The organism is Morganella morganii (genome assembly GCF_019242955.1).
Taxonomy (GTDB): Bacteria; Pseudomonadota; Gammaproteobacteria; order Enterobacterales; family Enterobacteriaceae; genus Morganella; species Morganella sibonii.
On sequence record NZ_CP066129.1, the window covers coordinates 2,068,924 to 2,088,600 of the forward strand.

Below are 19,677 nucleotides of genomic sequence, written 5' to 3' on the forward strand. Positions count from 1 at the left end.
CCCCCGGATCAGGTCAGTTATTCAACATCATCCAGCATGGCCGGAGACGGAATAAAGAACAGCGTGCCGGTCACGGCAGTACTGAATTTCAGTAATTCATCGGTCGCACCGGTTTCTTTCCCGGCAAACATATTTTCCAGCATCCGCCGGGTGGTGGCGAAATAGCGGGCATAGCCGATAAAATAGGTACCATGCTCATTTTTGGCCGGATTGGAGAACGGCATATTGGCACGGACAATTTTCAGGTCATTACCCTCTTCGTCCTGAATATTGGTCACCACATTATGGGAGCCAGGGATTTTCTGCTCATCCGTCAGTTCGACATCATTAAATTTATGACGACCGATAACTTTTTCCTGGTCTTCGGTGCTCAGGTTCTGCCATGCATCCATATCGTGAATATATTTCTGAACAAACGCATAACTGCCGCCGGCAAATCCCGGATCTTCGTCGCCGATAACCGCATATTCTTTGCGTTCATCCTCAAATTCCGGGTTTTCTGTCCCGTCGACAAAGCCGATAATCGCGCGTCCGTCCATATAACGGAAACCGTGAACTTCATCCTCACAGGTCACTGCACCGCTCAGAGCACGGCTGATGATGGAACCCAGCTCGTAACAGGCGGACACATTCAGGGCGCGGATATGAAAGAAGATATCACCGGGGGTGGATACGGCGGTAAAGCGCGGTCCTTTAATCGCTTCAAAGGTATTCAGTTCACGGGGTTTGCCCGCATCCGGAAACAATTTTTGCCAGGCATCCGCCCCGAAGCCCATCACACAACTGACTTCCAGTTTCGGAAAGCGGTTACGGATGCTGCGCAGAATACCGGACAGGTTATTACACAGAGTAACCACCTTTTCCCGGGTTTGCGGGGTATCTGTCAGATTAAAAACGAGGAAATAGGAATTCTCACCGGGCGTGTCGGTCACATTTTGGTATTTCATACTTTCTCCGTACATTTCTTATTCTGATTTCATATTCTGAATAATATCTGATGTTATGGTACACCAATTAACAGGTTCCGGACGGTAACCGGGTAAAAATATTCTCCGCATATTGATTCCGTCTGTATAATTGCATTTGCAATCATGTCTTTTAACAGGAAAACCCTTATGACCCCGAATCTGCCCGATCCCTGGTTTGCGTTTGTCCGTGCTCACCGGCTGCTGATCCGCAACATTGAAACTGCATTGTCACAGGCCGGGCTGCCGGTTTATGCCTGGTATGATGTGCTGTGGGGGCTGGAAAGCGGTGAAAACGGCACGCGGCGGATGAATGAACTGGCAGATGTACTGGCTATTGAACGCTATAACCTGACCCGGCTGATTGACCGGCTGGAGAAAGAAAACCTGGTTACCCGCTCCCGCTCTGACAGTGACCGGCGTGCCGCTTTTGCCACTATTACAGAAAAAGGCAGAGCGCTGAGAAAAGAAATGTGGGTGGTGTATCAGGCGGTGATCAAAGCGGATTTCCTCAGTCAGTTCAGTGAAGATGATATTACCCGTATGACGGCGTTGTTTACTGCGGTGGCCGGAAAAGCACAGTCAGCAGAATGACAGCGGCTTGTGTTGTCGGATAAACAGGATTATAGTTGCAAATACAACGATTGCATTTGCAACTATGTATTTATCTGAAACGGAGTCACCATGACTGTATCAAAAAAACCGGATATCACGTTTTACACCGCTGATACCCCGAACGGCCTGAAAGTCGCCCTGTTCCTGCACGAAGCAGGTATTCCGTTTGAGCGGCGTTTTGTGGATTTATCTGCCGGTGAACAGCATCAGCCTGCCTTTCTGGCGATTAATCCGAACGGAAAAATCCCCGCCATTGTTGATCACGCGGCGGGTATCACGCTGTTTGAATCCGGTGCTATTCTTACCCGGCTATCTGATAAATATCCGCTGTTTAAGCCTGATTCCCTGAAAGAACAATGTCAGGTTCAGCAGTGGCTGCATTTCCAGATTGGCGGTATCGGCCCGATGATGGGTCAGTTGTGGTGGTTCCTGCACGGGTCCAAAACCCGTAATGAAGAAGCACTGGCACGTTACCGTAAAGAAACACTGCGTCTGCTCGGTGTTGTGGAGAAACAATTGCAGATATCGCCTTATCTGGCCGGTGATACTTACACTATCGCCGATATGGCGGCATTTTCCTGGTTACGTACCTGGCATGAGCTGGATTTGGATCTGTCTGCTTTCCCTGCCGTGATGGCGTGGCTGACGGCGTTATCTGCCCGTCCGGCGGTAAAAGAAGCGATTAATGTGAATATGATACGTGACAGCGTCACGTTTATTGCACCGGCAGGGAATCAGTAATGGTGTGGGTGTATCTGCTTGCCGCGTCACTGTTTGAGATTGTGATGGGCATTTCGCTGAAGCTGAACGATGGCTGGACAAAACTGACGGCCAGCGTGCTGGCGGTTGCCTCTGCCCTGATCAGTATTTTCCTGCTGGCACAGGCACTGAAAACGCTGCCGCTTGGTACGACCTATATTCTCTGGACAGCCATCGGGGCTATTGGTTTGTGTGTGACCGGTGTGCTCTGGTTTAAAGAGCCGTTTTCTCTGCAGCGGCTGTTTTTTATCACTCTGACAGTGACCGGGGTTATCGGTCTGAAACTGGTTAAATAAGCTGACTGCCTGCGGCGCCGGATTTACCGGGCCGCAGACGTTGTGCTCAGCGCTTACGGCGGAACAGCTGTAACAGCCCTTTCACGGTCACATCCAGCTGGCTGCCTTCCTCGTAGTTTGCGGGTACCACATAGTTTGCCCGCTCCTCCGCAATCAGCTTGCCGACTTTCTGTTGTGTCTCCGGATTGCCCCATTTCTTCTGGTCAAACACCGCCAGCGAGAAACCGCCCTGATAACGCACCATTTTCATGGCCGGGATATCGGTATCACCATCACCGAAATAGATCATATGACGGAACTGTACTTCGCGCTCTTCCTGCTCGATAAACTGATTTACCGCAACGTTATCCCAGGAGTTATGTATTCCTTTGTTTATCCGGAATAAAAACTGGGTTTTGGTGGTGTAATTGATGGCCTGCGCCGGCCATAACGCTGTTTTTCCGTCCGCGGAATAGTGATATTTGCAGGCAAAAATATCCCGGAATTCATGGCCGATAGCGGTGCCGCGGATCATGCCGTCCAGCCCGCTGGATAAAATATAGTGTTCCGGGTCCAGTCCCTGTTCATGCGCCCAGGCATTGATACGGCTGAACCATTCGGTAACGCCGGGAAACAGCGGAATGGTTTTGCCGTGTTTCTTCAGATTCTCAGCACTCAATTCAGATGACTGCCGGATATTGGCTTTCGCAGCCAGTAACCCCATATAGGACAGAATTTCGTCACCATCATCCGCTTTGGCAAACCGCTTCACTTCCCGCCAGAATGCCTGAGTATCACTGATACCCAGCGCGGGCATCAGACCGTGCTCCGGACAATCACCTTCCGCCAGAGTGCCGTCAAAATCATAAATCAGCGCACATTTAAGTTTTTTTGTCATTTCACCTCTTCCCCTGAAGCGCGCACAGTTTCACGGACTTTCTCCGCAAAACGCTGTGCATCCTGAATAATCTCATTTTCATTGACAGTCAGTAACTGCCGGTCTTCCATCAGGATCACGCCGTCGACAATGGTATGGCGGACATTGGCACCGTTTGCGCCGTAAACCAGGGCGGCATACGGGCTGTATACCGGTACCATATTCGGGGCTTTGGTATCGACCACGATGATATCCGCCAGTTTTCCGGTTTCCAGTGATCCGATTTTATCATCCATATGGAGAGCCCTTGCTGATCCCATGGTCGCCATTTCAACCACGGTCAGCGGCGGCATGGCCGCCCGGTTTTGAGTTTCCAGTTTATGAATTTTACCGACCAGGTTGAGTTCATTCATGGTCGTCAGTGTATTAGAGGACATCGGTCCGTCAGTGCCGAGACCGGTACGGATACCTTTTTCCAGCATCTGCGTGACCGGTGCCACGCCTTTGGCCGATTTGGTATTTGCACTGATATTGTGAGCCACCCCGACATCATATTTTTTCAGCAAATTCAGGTCATTATCATCCGCCATAATGACATGCGCTGCCAGCAGGCGCTTATTCAGCACGCCGATATCTGCCATATACTGCACCGGGCTTTTTCCGCCGGTGCGTTTGGCGATCTCTTCTTTTTCGCGATCAGTTTCTGCCAGATGGATCATCACCGGCACATTCAGCTCTTCGGACAACGCTGCGATTTTCTGTAAGTTTTCAGTGGTGTTGGTATACGGGGCATGCGGGGCAAACGCCGGTGTGATACGCGGATGATCTTTATATTCTTTGATAAAGCGCACGGCATAGGCAATCCCTTCTTCCGGTGTCTGTGCATCCGCGACAGGGAAATTAATAATTGTTTCACCCAGTACGGCGCGTAAACCCGCTTTATCCACGGTTTTGGCCACTTCATCCTCGAAATAATACATATCGGCGTAGGTAGTCACACCGCCTTTAATCATTTCGATATTGGCAAGATTGGCACCGGTGCGTACCATCTCACGGGACACCAGCTTGTTTTCCAGCGGGAAAATATAGCGGTGCAGGCGATCCGGCACATCATCCCCGAGGGAACGGAAAACCGTCATGGAACCGTGAGTATGGGTATTTATCAGCCCCGGCATGACGATATCGCCGTTCACATCCAGCACTTTTTTTGCCTGATACTTCGTTGTCAGTTCCGGTCCGCCGACAGCCACAATTTTGCCGTCACTGACCACCACGGTGCCGTGCTCATAAACCGTATTATCCGGATTCATGGTCAGCACAGTGCCGTCCGTTATCATTAAATCGGCCGGGCCGGCGGCATAAGCAGAACAGGCAGCAGCAAGCAGTGTGGCGGTAAACGTGCGGGACAGTGACATAGTAACCTCATAGCTGAACGGAAAGATCTACTATATCACCGGCATTAATCCACTACCAACCGGCGGATTTCATTGAAATGCGGGCGGATAATCACTAGTATTGCAGGGTTTATAATTCCCTCCATGGATACCCCCTGTTTATGCTGAATAACTATGTTCTGCGCAGTGTCCGCTATATGCTGGATCTGAGTGATGCAAAAATGGCCGAAATCACCGGACTTGCCGGATTAACTGTCACCAAAGCGCAGATGAGCGACTGGCTGAAAAAAGAAGACGATGCGGATTATCAGATTTGTGATGATAACGTGACCGGCCATTTTCTTAACGGACTGATTATTTTCCGCCGCGGCAAAGATGAAAGCCGCCCGGCACCGGCGGTGGATGCCCGCCTGACCAATAATATTATCCTGAAAAAAATGCGCGTTGCATTTGAACTGAAGGATACGGATATGGAAGATATTTTCCGGCGTGCCGACTTCCGGGTCTCAAAACCGGAAATCAGCGCCCTGTTCCGTAACCCGGATCATAAAAATTACCGCGACTGCGGTGATCAGCTGCTGCGTTATTTCCTGAAAGGATTAACATCCCGCCTGCGCGGCTGATGACCCGTGAATAAATGCGGAGTTTCTCCGCATTTATGTCCGTGCGGCTGTCTGTTTCCGTTTACGGTATTGCAGCCAGCCGAATAAAACACCTGCCACCGCGCCGCTCAGATGGGATTCAACAGAGACAAACTGCTGTCCCGGAAACAGTCCGCTGATCATGCCCCCGTAATAAATCAGCACCACAATACCGATAATAATATCCAGCGGTTTACGGCGGAAAATTCCCTGATAAATCAGCAGCGCCCACAACCCGAAGATCCAGCCGCTCGCACCCACATGCACCGCCGTCCGGCCGAATAACCAGACCAGCAACCCGCCGACGATAATAATAAACAGAGATGCCTTAATATAATGTTTCACCGACGGGATCATCAGTAACACACTGAGGATAACCAGCGGCGGCAGATTGCTGAACAAATGCCCCCAGCTGCTGTGAATAAAGGGTGCGAAGAAAATACCGAACAGCCCGTTGACGGTACGCGGTTCAATGCCCAGCGCGGTTAAGCCGCCACCGGTCAGGGTAGTCAGCAACTGTACGGCGATTAAAAACAGCACGAAATACAGTCCGTTCCTCAGATAGATTTTGATACCGCTTTGTGCGGTCTGTTCTGTGTTATTCAATGTATTGTTTGTCATTTCCCGATCCGTTGGGTGATGGAATCCGCCCCACTATAGCGAAATTTCCCGCCGCTTCCATCCTGAATTTTTAAATGCAAATGAAAATAATTACCATCATTATTGACTGAGGGTCGGTCGATGTATATGCTTCAGCTGTTCCGATCAACTGAGAAAATCTCTATGCGCCGATTACTGAGTTCTTACCCTGTTGTTATTCAATCTGTTATTACGTCTGTTTTCTCTGTCTCATTTCTGTCTGTTCCGGTTGTTTATGCTGAAGCGGAAGACGTTGTCTATGTCACGGCGGCGGATGATGAACATTATGAACCGCGCGGTTATGGTGCTCTCCGTCAGTCTGCGGCCACAAAAGGCTCTGCCTTACTGGCTGAAACACCGCAGTTTGTATCAGTGATCCGCCGTGATCAGCTTGATACCCTGCCGGGTGAATCCCTCAGTAAAGCGCTGCGCTACAGCGCCGGGGTGACCAGTGAAAAATTCGGGGGTTTCGGTAACAGTATTGATTTTTCCAAAATGCGCGGCTTTGACGCGGATTATTATCTCGACGGCCTGCGGGTTGCGGGTAACAGCGGGATTTGGGGCGCTCAGGTGGATTCCTGGCTGCTCGAAAGTGTTGAGGCCGTTCACGGCCCCTCATCTGCGTTGTATGGTCAGGGCGGTGCCGGCGGCGTGATCAATATGCAATCCCGGCTGCCGCAGGCGGAGGAATCTCATCAGATTCAGTTTCAGAGCGGCAATTATGATAACAATGCACTGCGGTTTGACAGCACCGGTGCACTGAATGAGGAAGAAACCTGGCTTTACCGGATGACCGGTTCAGCGGCCTCTTCCGGTTCACAGATTGAAAATACAAAACAGTCCCGCTATCTGATAGCCCCCTCAGTCACCTGGCGTCCTCTGAATAACCTGAACTGGACAGTGGCCGGTGTCTATCAGCATGATCCTTATACCGGTTACTACAACACCCTTCCTGCCGCCGCACTCGGTCTGCAGCCTAATTCGTATGGCTCTTTGGACAGACACCGTAACTACAGTAATCCGGATCATGAAAAATCGGGGCGCACACAGCAATCCGTCACGTCACTGGTTAACTGGCAGGTTTCAGATTCGCTGACGCTGAAACAAAATCTCCGTTATGCCGATGTGAAATCCCGTGTCCGCCGTGATTTTACCCGCGGATTTGTGCAGGATAACCGCCTGCTGACGGCGGTGTATCAGGATTCCCCGTCCCGCGCCCGGACCCTGGCGGCGGATAATCAGCTGATTTACAAAGCTGTCACCGGCCCTGTATCTCATGAAATTCTGACCGGTTTTGATCTTCAGACCGGAAAACTCGACAAAGACTGGTCAGGCTCTCAAACGGTGACATTTGATCCTTACAGTGCTGACTACCGCCCGCAGTTTACGCCGCAGATGACATCATCCACGTCCACCGGACAAACTTACCGGCGCTACGGCGTTTATGTGCAGGATCATTTACGCTGGCAGCAATGGAGCCTGATTTTAAGCGGCCGTTATGATGATTCCTCACTGAAAACCACAAATCGCCTCAGCGGGACAACAGAAAAAAGTGATACCTCGGCTTACAGTCACCGCGCGGGGCTGACTTACACTTTCGACAGTGGTTTCTCTCCCTGGATAAGCATCTCCGACAGCTTTGACCCGGTATTGGGAACCGATGCGGACGGCAATCCATTTGTGCCGACAGAATCTGACCAGACAGAAGCCGGGATAAAATACCTCAGTGATAACGGCGATATCATGGCAAGTCTCGCGGTGTATGAACTGACCCAAAAAAATGTCACCACTCATAACCCGAAAAACCCGGATTACTATAATCAGACCGGCAAAGTCCGCTCACGCGGTCTTGAATTCGAAAGCCGTATGGCCGTGACACCGTCACTTAATATTATGCTCGGTTATGCCTTTACCGATAATGTGATCACCGAATCGGATGACAGCTCCGTACTGAACAAACGCCCTGTTCAGGTCCCGCGTCACAGCGGTTCACTCTGGGCGGATTACCGTTTTCACGGCCGCTATCTTGACGGTGCGCTGATCGGCGCCGGTGTCCGCTATCTCGGTGCGACTCAGGGGGATAACACCAACAGCTTTACCGTACCGGCCGTCTGGCTGGGTGATCTCAGCCTGCGCTACCAGATGGATGCGCTGACACCGCAGCTGAGCGGAATGGAGCTGGGTGTGACCATCAGCAATATCACCAATACGTCTTATGTGGCGGGCTGCACCAGTTCAACCTATTGCAGTATCGGTAATGACCGCACGGTTGTTGCCACTCTCAATTATTTCTTCTGAGGCCGGAGATACTATGGATCAGCTGAAACGATGTCTGCTGAAACACGGCCTGGTATTTTCTGCCCTGGCGGCACTGCCGGGCGGATTATCCGCCGCGCCGGGAAAAACAGAACAACAGGTTATTACCGATATCCGCGGTCGCCGGATCGACTGCTCTGTTGTACCGCAGCGGATCTATGTGGCGGATGCCTCTCTGATGTTTCTTTATGCCTCACTGGCAGGAAAACAACTGACGGAAAAATTGGCGGCCATTCCTGCTGCATTCCGCCATGCGGACGAACTGAGTTATCAGCAATACTGCCGGGCATTTCCGGCACTTGCTGCCCTGCCGCATCTTTCTCCTCTGGCCGGGGCACAGGCAAACAGTGAAACCATTGTTGATCTGCATCCTGACATTATTTTTGTCACTACCGGCACATTTTCCGCAATGGAAACAGGCGGGATCACGGCACTCCTGGAACGTGCCGGTATACAGATTGCTGTGCTGGATATGAGCATCAGCCCGCTGAAAAACACACCACGCAGTATCGCCATTATGGGCGGGATCCTTGGCGTTCCGGACAGAGCTGCTGAGATAATCGCCTTTATTCACTCACACCTTTCCGTCGTAACCTCCCGTCTGGCCGCAGCACCTTACCGGCCGGTACCGGTTTTACTGGAGCGCGCGGCCGGATTCAGCGCGGAATGCTGTTATGCCTACGGCAACGGCAATCTGGCTGAATTTCTGACCTGTGCGGGCGGGAAGAATATCGGTGCTGAATATATTCACGGTACCTACGGGACGCTCAACCAGGAAACTATCATTCATACCCGCCCGGAAAAGGTGATTGTCACCGGCGGACAATGGCAGAGCTATAACCCCGGCGGTGACTGGGTGGGACTTGGCCCCGGGGCTGATCTTGCTGTGGCGGAAAAACAGCTTGCGATCCTGATGCAGCGCCCTGCTTTCAAAACCCTGGACGCAGTACAACAGCGGGAATGTTATGCCATCTGGCACGCTTTCTACGACAGCCCTTTCGGCTTTATTGCAGTACTGAAATTCGCAACCTGGCTGCATCCGGTATTGTTTGCAGATATTGATGCTGATGCGGTATTCCGCGCCTTTTACCGGCAGTTTCTGCCGGTGCCGTGGCAGCCGGGTTACTGGGTATCACTGCACCCTGAATCATAACGATAAGGATAATATTGATGACAATGATTTTTTCACCCGATGCACTGCGGGCCAAAACAGAGAAAGAGAGTCAGGGGCGGCGGACAGTCATTTATTCCGCCAAAGGCCAGCCGAATTTTATGTATCAGATTTACCGCGATGACCTTTCGGCTCCGCATCCGGCATTTTGTGTGAACGGACAGATAATTGATGCCTTTTTCTACGCCTGCTACCCGGGCAGCCTGCATGACGGCGAGCTTATCAGTCAGCCCGGAAAAGCACCGGCCTGCCATCTGAATTTGCCGGAATTCCGCCTGCTGGCACAGCAAACCGGACCGGGATTTCATCTCAGCAGTAATGCGGAATGGGCAGCACTGATGCATTGTATTGATCAGCAGAATGTTATTCCGGACGGTAATACCGATTATGGCCGCAGTCTGCGTCACCCGGAACAACGTGCGGTACGGATTGACGGTAAACCCGCCGGTGATCTCAGCGGAGAAGCTAATACACTGACCGGTTCTCCTCATCCGGACTGGTATCATAATCAGCAACTGACCGGGATCAGCGACCTTTGCGGAAACCTGTGGGAATGGCAGACCGGCGTCCGCCTGATGGCAGGCGAAATTCAGCTTGTGCGGGATAATGATATCAGCGTATTACCGGCAGATGCGCCGCTGTTATGGCAGTCAGTGAATATGCAGAGCGGACAATATTGTGAGCCGGGAATTCACGGAACAGCAAAATATGATTCGCCGTCCGCCTGTCTGACCGGTAACGGCGGCACATCACTGCTGTCCGGCAATATTACCTGTTATAACGGCGATCCCGGAGATAACAGCTACCCGCCGGGATTGCTCGACGGCCCGTTTTTCAGCATGGAAACTACGGATAATCTGCCCGCGCCGCATCTGCTGCAACTGAACGGGCTCGCCCCATACGAAGAAAGGCCGCGAAGTGATCAAATCTATCTGCGTAATTACGGAGAGCGGGCACTTATGCGCGGCGGTGCCTGGTATTCGCAGGAATTTGCCGGTATCAGTGCATTTTGTCTCAGCCACACCGCACTGCACCGCAGTGCCACGGTCGGCGGGCGCACCGCATGGATAGCACCAGGCTTAATTCAGCTTAACGAAAAATAACGGCTTAACGCGGGTTTAAGGAAAGTCAGACTATTTAGTTTATTTTATCGGGCAACTCTCCGGGACGGAAATTGTACCACGATGAAAAACTGTATTCTGATAGTCACCACACTCTTGCTCTCTTCTGTATCGCTTGCCTGCCGGGCTGATGAAATACGGATCAGTGTGACTCATCCGCAACTGATACGCTCTGCCCCGGTGATCACACTGCCGGGGCGGTTTGTGGCTAAAAATGAAATCGCCATCGGCTCACCGCTGCAACAACAGGCGGTGACGGCTGTATTTGCGGAGGAAGGCCAGCGGGTGGAGAAAAATCAACTGCTGGCAACGCTGGAATCACCATTACAAAGTGCATCTGTCCGCCAGCTACAGGCGGAAACAGAAAAAGCCGCAGCTTACATCCGGCAGCAAGGCGTGCTGGCAGAGCAATCTCAGCGCGATCTGAGCCGGATGACCAAACTGGCACACAGTGGTGTGATTTCTGCCAGCGAATTTGAGAAAGCCAAATCAGATACCAAAGCACTGCGGGCACAGGTTGATGCCGGACAGGCTGAGCTGCGTCAGTTGCAGGCGCAACTGGCACGGGAAAAAAGTCAGGAAGATAAATCAAAAATCTATGCGCCGGCGGCCGGTATCATCAGTGAACGCCATGCGGTACAGGGCATGCTGTCTGATAACAGCCTGCTGTTTAAGATGATCGAAAACGGAGAGATAGAATTTGAGGCCACGGCAGGTGCCGATGAACTGGCGCAAATGCAGGAAACCGTACCTGTCACACTGAAAACGGCGAATAACCGGCAACTGAGCGGCACTGTCCGGTTTATTTCACCGGTACTCTCCTCATTAACACAATCCGGCCGTGTGCGCGTTACGGTTGCGGACGGAGAATCACTCACTGCTCTGCGCCAGGGACAAACCGGTGTGCTGACATACACCGCCGCATCCCGTGAATACCAAAGTCTTCCTTACAGTGCGGTGCGCACCGGTAAAACCGGTGAGCGCTCGGTGTTTATCGTGAAAAAAAATAAAGTGATGCAGTTGCCGGTGCAGACCGGCGTCATTAATAACGGACAGATTGCTATTCTCAGCCCGCTTCCGCCGGATGCGGATGTGGTGGTTAATGCGCAGGCATTTCTGACAGATAATGATACCGTTACACCGGTGAAGGCTGCAAAATGAAATTACAACTCTCTTCCTGGGCGATCACCCGCCCGATCCCGGTTATCGTTATTTTTCTGGCACTGACCGTGGCCGGGCTGTTTTCCTTTGTACAGCTGCCGGTAACAGCCAATCCGGTGATTAACTTCCCGGTTGTGACAGTGACAGTCACTCAGGATGGCTCTTCACCATCTGAACTGGAAAATGCGGTGACCAAACAGGTCGAACGGGCCGTTTCCGGGATCCCCGGTATCCGTCATATTTCTTCTTCCGTGACTGAGGGAATTTCATCCACAACGGTGGAATTTAATCTGGATGTTGATCCGTATATTGCCACCAATGATGTCCGTGAGCAGATCTCGCAAATCCGCGGAGAATTACCGCAAAGTATTGATGAACCGCTGATTAACCGGATAGATGTCGAGGGCGGAGCCATACTGCGTTATGCCGTGTCATCCGATACCGTTCCGGCGGCGGATCTCTCCTGGTTTATCGATGACACCATCAGTAAACAGCTGATTATGTTACCCGGGGTACAGAAAGTCAGCCGTCAGGGCGGCGCGGACCGGGTGATCCGTATTGAACCGGATGCAGACAAACTCTCTGCCCTGAATCTGTCAGTGACCACCGTGAATGAATGGCTGCGCGGTGTGCATCAGAACGCAGCCGGCGGTTCATCACAATACAACGCGCTTGCCCATACCATCCGCGTTTTGGGTGAAAAAGCATCTGTTGATGATATAAAAAACATTCAGTTACCCGCAGATAATGAACAATGGATAAAGCTGGGTGATATTGCAGAGATTTATAACGGACAAAAAACCACCCGCAGCATTTCGCAGCTTAACGGCCGGGATGTGGCCGGGTTTGCTGTATTCCGTGCCAAAGGTGCCAGTGATGTTGCCGTCGCGGAACAGGTGGATGCGGCTCTGACGGAGATCGCCGCAAAACATCCTGAACTGACCATTGAACTGATCTCATCCACCGTAACCTATACCGAAACCAGTTATCAGCTGACGATTAAGACGTTGCTGGAGGGCGCGTTCCTGACCGTCGTGATTGTCTTTTTCTTCCTGAAAAGCTGGCGGGCAACACTGGTTGCGGCTGTCGCGCTGCCGTTATCCATATTACCGGCATTTTTTGTGCTGGCATTGTTTGATTACAGCCTCAACAGCATCACCCTGCTTGCACTGACACTGGTGATCGGCATTCTGGTGGATGATGCGATTGTGGAAGTCGAAAATATCCAGAAATACATCGAGCGCGGCGAACGCCCGTATCTTGCGGCGCTTAAAGCATCAGATGCTATCGGCTTCGCGATTGTTGCGATTACGCTGACCATTGTGGCCGTTTTCCTGCCGGTCAGTTTTATCGGCGGGTTTGTCGGTAAATATTTTGTACCGTTCGGCGTGACTGTGTCTGCGGCGGTACTGTCTTCTCTGCTGGTAGCGCGTCTTATCACCCCGCTGATGGCCGCATATGTCCTGCTGCCGGCCAAAAAGTCACATGCAGAGCCGGTCGTGCCCCGCTGGACAGAAAAATACACCGGATTATTATCAGCGACCCTGAAACACCGGAAAACCGCGCTGGCACTGGCAGTCATCTTCCTGACAGGCTCAGTGGCATCCGTCACCTTGCTGCCTGTCGGTTTTATGCCGGAGGGCGATATCAGTGTGACACAGATTGAGGTGGAATTACCACCCGGCACACCGGCTGAACAGACACAGCAACGCCTGCAGGCACTGACCACCTCCCTGAAAGACCGGCCGGAGATCAAATCTGTCTACACCATTGCCGGTGTGGCGGACGATGCGGACGGTATCGCACAACACAAGGGCGAGATTATTCTGACACTGGTTGATCCCGGTGATCGTGAGCTGTCACAGAAAGAATTTGAGCGTGCAATTGCTCCGTTGTTCAGTGAAATGCCGGATGCCCGCTATAACTTCAGTAACAGTAACGGCGGTAAAGAGTTTTCGCTGGTCTTTACCGGCACCGATCCGGCAGCGCTGGAGAGTGCCATGCAGCAGTTGCGTAACGGTATTGCCCGCCTGCCCGGGTTCAGTAATGTTCAGGTGATAAAACCCTTGCTGCGCAAAGAGCTGATTGTCACTCCTCGGCCTGACGGCCCGGGGCGAACCGGTGTGAATGTCAGTGAAATCGCTGATACGCTGCGGATAGCCACAATGGGGGAATCCGGTTCCCGCAGTGCGAAATTCAATCTTCCGGACAGGCAACTCGCGTTGCAGGTGGTTTTACCGGAATACCAGCGTAATGATATCCGTGTGCTGAATGATTTACCGGTCAGAAGTACGGCTCAGGGAAATGTACCGCTGAAGTCTGTGGCAACCATTGATTTCAGTGATGGCCCTGCACAGATCGACCGGATAAACCGGGCCCGTAAAATGTCGGTTGAGGCTAATCTGACCGGCTTATCATTGGGTGAAGCACTGGATGCCGTAATGGCTCTGCCTGAATATCAGAACCTGCCAGTGACAGTGTCACAACTGGAATACGGTGATATGGAATATATGAATGATATGTTTATGCGTTTCAGTACCACCATGCTGTTCAGTGTTCTGCTGGTGCTGGCGATTCTGATTGTTCTGTTTAAAGATTTTCTCCAGCCGGTCACCATCCTTGCGGCCCTGCCGTTTTCTGCCGGCGGTGCGATCATCGCCCTTGTGCTGTATGGTGCAATGATCGATCTGCCGGTCATTATCGGCATTCTGATGCTGATGGGGATTGTGACCAAAAACTCCATTCTGCTGGTGGAGTTTATTCTGGAAAAAGAGCGTGCCGGACTCAGCCGTGAGCAGGCAATAAAAGACGCGGGACGTGAGCGCGTCCGTCCGATAATTATGACCACGCTGGCCATGATAGCCGGAATGATCCCGCTGGTGCTGACCTCCGGCGCCGATGCCGGGTTCCGCGCACCGATGGCAATTGCCGTTATCGGCGGGCTGATAAGCTCCACCATTCTCAGTCTGCTGTTTGTGCCGGTGATTTATACCTTTATCGATGATCTGAAAAAAGCATTATTACCACGCCTGGCAACACTGACCTCAGTCACCAAAGCCGACCGGGATGTGAAGGAGTGGTAAAGCTGTGTTACGATCAGCCGGTTATTCAGGGAGAGAAATATCATGATAAAACACCGGCTGTTCTCTGTTTTTGCACTGTTTTTATTGTTGCCCGCCTTCGCCGGTTATGCGGAGAAGACACAAGATAATCTGTATGCGTCATGCCGCCAGCTTAATGAAGGCGAAGTCTATGACGGACTGAACACATACCGCTGTTTCTTTATTAAACAAAATATCCGCGGAGTCTATTCCCGTTACCGGAACGATTTTTATCAGCCGGATGATCTGAAAAAATCTCTGCCCGCAAAAGACATGACCTATCAGACGGCGGATGCAGAGATCCGATATCACTGGTTGTCACCGGGTAAACTGGAAATCACGGTTACTCACCGTGTGGCCATTGAAGAATACCGGTATCTTTTTACCGAAAAGCAAGATGGTACAGTGCTGGATATTGAGGCGGAGACGGGGTATTGACACAGTTACCTGTTCCGGTCTTTTTTTCCTGTCCGGTGTGCCGTAAATTACGGGCTGTCAGTTAAATACACCGGAATATTGAATCATATAATGAAAACATTACAGGAAGTGATAGCCGCTCAACCACCGGAAAGCCGTGAGCGGATAGCACGACTGACTAAGGCCTTCATCCGAAGGCCTTTTCTGTATCACTTATCCGACAATAAAAAACGCAAACCGGCTGAGAATTTCACCGCTGAAAATCAGTAATGAACCCAGCAGGATCAGCGGCATACCACTACTCAGAACGGCACTGCGCATCCGCAGCAGGCTCAGTCCGGTGAATAAAATACCGCTGACAGACAGTGCACCGGCGATAATCCGCAGGCTGTATGTACTGCTGTATGCCACCAGCGGTGAGTGCGGAAACGTGACGCTGTCACTTTTTTGTGCCGCTGCGGATAACCATTCGGTAAAGAATGGCTGTGCCGCCATTTTTACCGCTACCGCAATAAAAATCAGCGCCAGTGCCGTACCGGTGATCCTGACCGCGGTTGTTCCGTCAATCAGGGATTTTACCCGTACAGCAGTCATCCCCAGCGCCAGTGACCCGCCGGCAGCAAAAACAGAACAGAAAAACAGGATATAAGTATTGATATGCATCCATGTCATCATCGCGGTGTTGTAATACAGCGATGCCATACAGTAGATATCAATTAATCCAAGTAAACCAATCAGCGCCGTGATTGTTCTGTTCATCCGCCCTGTGATCAGCACATATAACGTGTACAGGCACAGTGCACCCAGATAGAGCGCGGCAAACACCACTTCACGGCTCAGCCACGAAGTGCTGATATGACGCAGCGCGTGAAACGCATTCCACGGATACCCCATATGCAGTGTTGATGCCAGTAACCCGAAGCACCCGAGAATGGCGGCGATCAGCAGAACCGGCTTGATTGCCCGGACGGCACGCGGATTACCAAGTGCTTTTTCGAGGTAACAGAAAAACACAGCAATAAAAATCACCATCCCCGCAGAGCTCTGCACCAGCAGGGTAAACGCCACTAACGGCCATTCACTCATGATGTTGCCTCCCCTTTGTTCAGCGCGCCTTTGTGCGGTTTGATAACCAGGTTCGGGTTGGTGACAGTGAAATCCGGTAGTCCCTGAACCTGACTGAGATGGCCGTATTTTTCGCGGAGTTCGCGGATTTTACCGAATTTTATGGCATTCAGCGGACAGGTATCGACACAGATCGGATTTTTTCCTTCTGCCAGCAGATCGACGCAAAAATCACATTTTGACATCTGGCCCGCCTCTTTATTCATCTGTGGTGCGCCGTAAGGACAGGACCAGGCACAATAGCCGCAGCCAACACACTTACCGGTATCGACCCGTACAATGCCGTCTCCGGGACGCTTATGCATAGCGGTGGTCGGGCAGTTTTTCACACAAACCGGGTCTGCACAGTGGTTACAGGAAATGGTCAGCGTGTAAGAAAATACATTGTTTTCATAGCCGCCCTGGCCATTCGGCGCAAATCCGCCGCCCTGAATTTCATACACCCGGCGGAATTTACGGCCGGCTTCCAGATTATTTTTATCTTTGCACGCCACCTGACAGGCTTTACAACCGGAACAGCGGGAAGAATCAATAAAAAAACCGAGCTGCTCATCACTGACCGGCGGATAATCGTTAAAATCACTCATGCTTTGCTTACCTCCACCAGAACAGTAAGGTGCGAGTTCCCGTGCGCCAGCGGTGTCATCCGCGCGGATGTCAGCACATTCGGGCATCCGCCGTGGTCAACGCCGTTTTCATCCGGGTCCCACCAGGCTCCGGCCTGCATACCAACCACGCCGGGAATAATCCGCTGAGTGATCAGTGCCGGTATCTGAGAAATACCGCGATCGTTATAGATCCTGACCATATCTCCCGCGTTAATACCGCGTTTTTCTGCGTCAACCGGGTTAATCCACAGCGCCTGTCCCTGCACTTCCTGTAACCACGGATTGGCAAACTGAGTGGAGTTGGCGCGGTTACGCCCTTTCCAGGTCAGCATCTGGAGCGGATATTTTTCTGTCAGTGCATCCTGCGGCCCCTCAATAGCCGGGACATAATGCGAAAGCGCCGGAATATCCGGATTTTGCATGTCATACAACCGTTTGGAGAAAATTTCGATTTTACCGGATGGGGTCGGGAACGGATTATTGTCCGGATCGCGGATATTCTCCTCAAAGGCAATAAACGGCTTATCTTTAAACAGATAACGCCGGGTTTTCTGTAATTCCTCAAAATCCGGGAAATCAGGCCGCTCAGGGAAGCGGGCTTTGTTCATTCCGACCAGATACGCAATCCACTCTTTCTCGCTGCGTCCTTCTGTCAGTGCCTCTTTAACCCCCATTTTCTCAGCAACTTCGCTGATCCATTCATAATCTGAACGGCGTTCAAAGGCCGGTTCAATCAGTTTTTCAGATAAAATAAAGTAACTGCCGGTGCCCCAGGTATCACCGATATTCCAGCGCTCCATAAAGCTGGTTTCCGGCAGCAGTAAATCGGCATATTTCGCGGACGGCGACATATACAAATCACTGACCACGATAAATTCAGCTTTGGATTCATCAGCCAGTAATTTTGCCGCTGCATTTACATCCGGGTTCTGGTTTACCAGATAGTTACCCGCCAGCGAGAAAATCATTTTGATGTTGGTATCGAGCTTATCCGTACCGAGAAGCCCGTCTTCCGGCCGTACTTTGCCTGCATCCTCAACGGCCTGCATCCAGTTCATAATGGAAATCTGTGCTTTGACCGGGTTTTCCCCGGTATCCGGCCCGTGCATAGAAACACGGTTACCGATACCACCGTAACCTGCCGCCCACGCGCCCTCTTTTCCGACATTACCGGTGATCGCCGCCAGCAATGTGGAGCCGCGTGCACTGCGCTCGCCGCAGATATGACGCTGCGGCCCCCAGCCCTGGATCAGCGCTGCCGGTTTGGTCATAGCATATTCCCGCGCCAGCTGACGGATGGTATTGGCCGGAACACGGGTGATTTTTTCCGCCCATTCCGGTGTTTTCTCAATGCCGTCTTTCCTGCCGGTCAGATAGAACACCAGCGATTCCCCCGGCGGCACACCTTCCGGCATATGGTGTTCATCGAAACCGATAACATATTTATCGATAAACGCCTGATCCTGAAGATTTTCCGTGATAATCACATACATCATGGCATCCATCAGCGCGTTATCGGTAGTCGGCAACAACGGAATCCACTGATCAGCCAGTGACTGCGCGGTATCAGAATAGCGCGGGTCGACAACAATAAATTTGGTGCCGTTCTGTTTCATCTTCTGATAATAGTGATTGGAGTGTCCAAAAATCGTTTCATTCGGGTTATGTCCCCACAGGATCACCAGCGGCGTATGTGCCAGCGTGTCCATTGAACTGCCGGTTTTGGCAACGCCGTATGTATACGGGGTGACTTTAACGGTATTGCCGAGACTGACGGAATGATAGTACGGCAGATACCCGCCGGTCAGATTAAACAGTTTTTTCAGCATGGTATCACCGGAGAAAACTCCCCCGGTAACGGCAGTGTTGACGGTGAGAAAACGGCTGGCGGCACCGTGTTTTTGTGTCAGACGGGTGATATTGTCCGCAATCAGTGTGGTGGCCTCATCCCAGCTGATCCGCTCAAACTTTCCCTCACCCCGCTTACCGACCCGCTTCATCGGGTATTTCAGCCGATCGGCATGATAAACAAATTTCCGGTAACCACGGCCACGGACACACGCCCGCATCACCGGCATCTCTTCATCCAAATCAGCATCAGGCCGCGTGGTGATCCGCGTGACGATACCTTCTTTCACATGGGCGCGGATATCGCATTTTCCGCCGCAGTCAAACGTGCTGCAGGTCGCGATAACATCAGCCCCCGTATCACCTGATGACACCTGCGGTAAGCTGTCATCCGCTGCTGCACCTGCCCCCGCGGTCATAAACGGCAGAGTAACCAGTGCCGCTCCCGCCTGCATAAACCTGCGCCGGCTGACAGGCAGCCCGCCGCAGTCACCTGCTGTTGTTTTAGTTGTCATAATGATCTCACATCGCTCTTTAATTACAGATCATCATAAAAGCGGATGGTCTGACCTTATTGATTCATATCAAGACCCTATAAGAGGTGTGGGTTTATATCGAATCGCAGACATGTGAAACCACCTGGT

Annotated in this window: 17 protein-coding genes; 10 read left to right on the forward strand and 7 right to left on the reverse strand. The window is 51.8% G+C overall.

Features of this window, described 5'->3' with window-relative positions:
• Positions 1-17: 17 nt before the first annotated feature.
• Positions 18-947: a Dyp-type peroxidase gene (locus JC793_RS09535; RefSeq protein ID WP_052927833.1), complete on the reverse strand. Its 930-nt coding sequence runs from the start codon at positions 945-947 to the stop codon at positions 18-20.
• A 168-nt stretch (positions 948-1,115) separates the two neighbouring features.
• Here JC793_RS09535 and JC793_RS09540 point away from each other — a divergent pair, with 168 nt between their 5' ends.
• From JC793_RS09540 to JC793_RS09550, 3 genes are all read left to right on the forward strand, one after another.
• Positions 1,116-1,559 carry a MarR family winged helix-turn-helix transcriptional regulator gene (locus JC793_RS09540; protein ID WP_218426059.1) on the forward strand — a complete coding sequence of 148 codons (444 nt, stop codon included), beginning with the start codon at positions 1,116-1,118 and terminating at the stop codon, positions 1,557-1,559.
• 90 nt (positions 1,560-1,649) lie between these two features.
• On the forward strand, positions 1,650-2,321 hold the full coding sequence (locus tag JC793_RS09545; RefSeq protein ID WP_218426060.1) for a glutathione S-transferase family protein: 672 nt from the start codon (positions 1,650-1,652) through the stop codon (positions 2,319-2,321).
• Positions 2,321-2,635 (forward strand): DMT family transporter, encoded by a 315-nt coding sequence (locus JC793_RS09550; protein ID WP_218426061.1) that lies wholly within the window; start codon positions 2,321-2,323, stop codon positions 2,633-2,635. The genes JC793_RS09545 and JC793_RS09550 overlap by 1 nt, the downstream gene beginning before the upstream one ends.
• 46 nt (positions 2,636-2,681) lie before the next feature.
• Here the strand turns inward: JC793_RS09550 and JC793_RS09555 are convergent, their stop codons facing one another.
• Complete coding sequence (locus tag JC793_RS09555; protein ID WP_218426062.1) at positions 2,682-3,512, reverse strand: HAD family hydrolase; 831 nt, start codon at positions 3,510-3,512, stop codon at positions 2,682-2,684.
• On the reverse strand, positions 3,509-4,906 hold the full coding sequence (locus JC793_RS09560; protein WP_054424882.1) for an amidohydrolase: 1,398 nt from the start codon (positions 4,904-4,906) through the stop codon (positions 3,509-3,511). Before JC793_RS09560 ends, JC793_RS09555 begins: the two co-directional genes overlap by 4 nt.
• A 140-nt stretch (positions 4,907-5,046) precedes the next feature.
• Here JC793_RS09560 and JC793_RS09565 point away from each other — a divergent pair, with 140 nt between their 5' ends.
• A complete protein-coding gene (locus JC793_RS09565) occupies positions 5,047-5,508 on the forward strand; it encodes a YehS family protein (RefSeq protein ID WP_166707793.1) in 462 nt (153 codons plus the stop codon).
• A gap of 33 nt (positions 5,509-5,541) precedes the next feature.
• Here JC793_RS09565 and JC793_RS09570 read toward each other — a convergent pair whose 3' ends face one another.
• A complete protein-coding gene (locus JC793_RS09570) occupies positions 5,542-6,147 on the reverse strand; it encodes a rhomboid family intramembrane serine protease (protein ID WP_218426063.1) in 606 nt (201 codons plus the stop codon).
• Between the two features lie 162 nt (positions 6,148-6,309).
• Here JC793_RS09570 and JC793_RS09575 point away from each other — a divergent pair, with 162 nt between their 5' ends.
• The 6 genes from JC793_RS09575 (at position 6,310) to JC793_RS09600 (ending at position 15,473) form a co-directional block, all read left to right on the forward strand.
• On the forward strand, positions 6,310-8,463 hold the full coding sequence (locus JC793_RS09575; protein ID WP_218426064.1) for a TonB-dependent siderophore receptor: 2,154 nt from the start codon (positions 6,310-6,312) through the stop codon (positions 8,461-8,463).
• A gap of 13 nt (positions 8,464-8,476) precedes the next feature.
• On the forward strand, positions 8,477-9,634 hold the full coding sequence (locus JC793_RS09580; RefSeq protein ID WP_218426065.1) for an ABC transporter substrate-binding protein: 1,158 nt from the start codon (positions 8,477-8,479) through the stop codon (positions 9,632-9,634).
• A 17-nt stretch (positions 9,635-9,651) separates the two neighbouring features.
• Positions 9,652-10,755, forward strand: a complete 1,104-nt coding sequence (locus tag JC793_RS09585) for a hypothetical protein (RefSeq protein WP_218426066.1) — start codon at positions 9,652-9,654, stop codon at positions 10,753-10,755.
• 81 nt (positions 10,756-10,836) lie between these two features.
• Positions 10,837-11,934 (forward strand): efflux RND transporter periplasmic adaptor subunit, encoded by a 1,098-nt coding sequence (locus JC793_RS09590; RefSeq protein ID WP_218426067.1) that lies wholly within the window; start codon positions 10,837-10,839, stop codon positions 11,932-11,934.
• On the forward strand, positions 11,931-15,017 hold the full coding sequence (locus JC793_RS09595) for an efflux RND transporter permease subunit (protein WP_218426068.1): 3,087 nt from the start codon (positions 11,931-11,933) through the stop codon (positions 15,015-15,017). The genes JC793_RS09590 and JC793_RS09595 overlap by 4 nt, the downstream gene beginning before the upstream one ends.
• Positions 15,018-15,059: 42 nt before the next feature.
• Positions 15,060-15,473: a hypothetical protein gene (locus tag JC793_RS09600; RefSeq protein ID WP_218426069.1), complete on the forward strand. Its 414-nt coding sequence runs from the start codon at positions 15,060-15,062 to the stop codon at positions 15,471-15,473.
• A 192-nt stretch (positions 15,474-15,665) separates the two neighbouring features.
• On the opposite strand, the gene JC793_RS09605 is transcribed toward JC793_RS09600, so the two are convergent.
• The 3 genes from JC793_RS09605 to JC793_RS09615 are packed head-to-tail and all read right to left on the reverse strand — an operon-like array spanning position 15,666 to position 19,548.
• On the reverse strand, positions 15,666-16,538 hold the full coding sequence (locus tag JC793_RS09605) for a dimethyl sulfoxide reductase anchor subunit family protein (RefSeq protein ID WP_218426070.1): 873 nt from the start codon (positions 16,536-16,538) through the stop codon (positions 15,666-15,668).
• Complete coding sequence (locus JC793_RS09610) at positions 16,535-17,164, reverse strand: DMSO/selenate family reductase complex B subunit (RefSeq protein ID WP_218426071.1); 630 nt, start codon at positions 17,162-17,164, stop codon at positions 16,535-16,537. Before JC793_RS09610 ends, JC793_RS09605 begins: the two co-directional genes overlap by 4 nt.
• Positions 17,161-19,548 (reverse strand): DMSO/selenate family reductase complex A subunit, encoded by a 2,388-nt coding sequence (locus JC793_RS09615; protein ID WP_218426072.1) that lies wholly within the window; start codon positions 19,546-19,548, stop codon positions 17,161-17,163. The genes JC793_RS09610 and JC793_RS09615 overlap by 4 nt, the downstream gene beginning before the upstream one ends.
• Positions 19,549-19,677 lie beyond the last annotated feature (129 nt).

Bases quoted from the DNA above. Each gene is read 5' to 3' on its own strand.
- JC793_RS09535 (WP_052927833.1), bottom strand. From the start codon at position 947: ATGAAATACCAAAATGTGACCGACACGCCCGGTGAGAATTCCTATTTC.
- JC793_RS09540 (WP_218426059.1), top strand. From the start codon at position 1,116: ATGACCCCGAATCTGCCCGATCCCTGGTTTGCGTTTGTCCGTGCTCAC.
- JC793_RS09545 (WP_218426060.1), top strand. From the start codon at position 1,650: ATGACTGTATCAAAAAAACCGGATATCACGTTTTACACCGCTGATACC.
- JC793_RS09550 (WP_218426061.1), top strand. From the start codon at position 2,321: ATGGTGTGGGTGTATCTGCTTGCCGCGTCACTGTTTGAGATTGTGATG.
- JC793_RS09555 (WP_218426062.1), bottom strand. From the start codon at position 3,512: ATGACAAAAAAACTTAAATGTGCGCTGATTTATGATTTTGACGGCACT.
- JC793_RS09560 (WP_054424882.1), bottom strand. From the start codon at position 4,906: ATGTCACTGTCCCGCACGTTTACCGCCACACTGCTTGCTGCTGCCTGT.
- JC793_RS09565 (WP_166707793.1), top strand. From the start codon at position 5,047: ATGCTGAATAACTATGTTCTGCGCAGTGTCCGCTATATGCTGGATCTG.
- JC793_RS09570 (WP_218426063.1), bottom strand. From the start codon at position 6,147: ATGACAAACAATACATTGAATAACACAGAACAGACCGCACAAAGCGGT.
- JC793_RS09575 (WP_218426064.1), top strand. From the start codon at position 6,310: ATGCGCCGATTACTGAGTTCTTACCCTGTTGTTATTCAATCTGTTATT.
- JC793_RS09580 (WP_218426065.1), top strand. From the start codon at position 8,477: ATGGATCAGCTGAAACGATGTCTGCTGAAACACGGCCTGGTATTTTCT.
- JC793_RS09585 (WP_218426066.1), top strand. From the start codon at position 9,652: ATGACAATGATTTTTTCACCCGATGCACTGCGGGCCAAAACAGAGAAA.
- JC793_RS09590 (WP_218426067.1), top strand. From the start codon at position 10,837: ATGAAAAACTGTATTCTGATAGTCACCACACTCTTGCTCTCTTCTGTA.
- JC793_RS09595 (WP_218426068.1), top strand. From the start codon at position 11,931: ATGAAATTACAACTCTCTTCCTGGGCGATCACCCGCCCGATCCCGGTT.
- JC793_RS09600 (WP_218426069.1), top strand. From the start codon at position 15,060: ATGATAAAACACCGGCTGTTCTCTGTTTTTGCACTGTTTTTATTGTTG.
- JC793_RS09605 (WP_218426070.1), bottom strand. From the start codon at position 16,538: ATGAGTGAATGGCCGTTAGTGGCGTTTACCCTGCTGGTGCAGAGCTCT.
- JC793_RS09610 (WP_218426071.1), bottom strand. From the start codon at position 17,164: ATGAGTGATTTTAACGATTATCCGCCGGTCAGTGATGAGCAGCTCGGT.
- JC793_RS09615 (WP_218426072.1), bottom strand. From the start codon at position 19,548: ATGACAACTAAAACAACAGCAGGTGACTGCGGCGGGCTGCCTGTCAGC.